Below are 475 nucleotides of genomic sequence, written 5' to 3' on the forward strand. Positions count from 1 at the left end.
TGCAGGCGGCGATGGAGGGGAAACTGGATAAGAGCCAGAACGGCGCGGATATTCCGAATAAAGACGGATTTATCCATAATCTGGGGTTAGGTTCAGCGGCAAAGAAGGATATTGTCAGCGGCCCTCTCTTTAATGGCGGTCAGCCTGTCGCAGTGCAGTCAAACGCTGATTTTAGAAGCATTGTGAGCTGGGCGATACCCGAGCAATACCCCTTGGGTATCAGTGCCGGTATTGCAACAGGGAAGCAAGTCGGAAAACCCCAATACGGTTATGTCAGCTTATTGAATATCAGAGGTTGGCCTGATAAAACCGGCGTGTCTGCATGCTCTCGGTGGTTTATTACGCCTGACGGCAATGCAGGTATTAGCTATGCGTATTATTATAGTCAAGGTGATACACATTATTATGGTAATGTTGACCTGTGGGGGACAAAAAACACCACCGTAGACAACAACGGCTTCCTAAAAAAAGCCTC

1 pseudogene is annotated in these 475 nt (G+C 48.2%); it reads left to right on the forward strand.

Annotation, left to right across the window (positions count from 1 at the left end):
* A pseudogene (locus tag AB204_RS23120) lies at window positions 1–475 on the forward strand (hypothetical protein); the annotation flags it as partial.

The organism is Xenorhabdus khoisanae (genome assembly GCF_001037465.1).
In the GTDB taxonomy this organism is placed as follows: domain Bacteria; phylum Pseudomonadota; class Gammaproteobacteria; order Enterobacterales; family Enterobacteriaceae; genus Xenorhabdus; species Xenorhabdus khoisanae.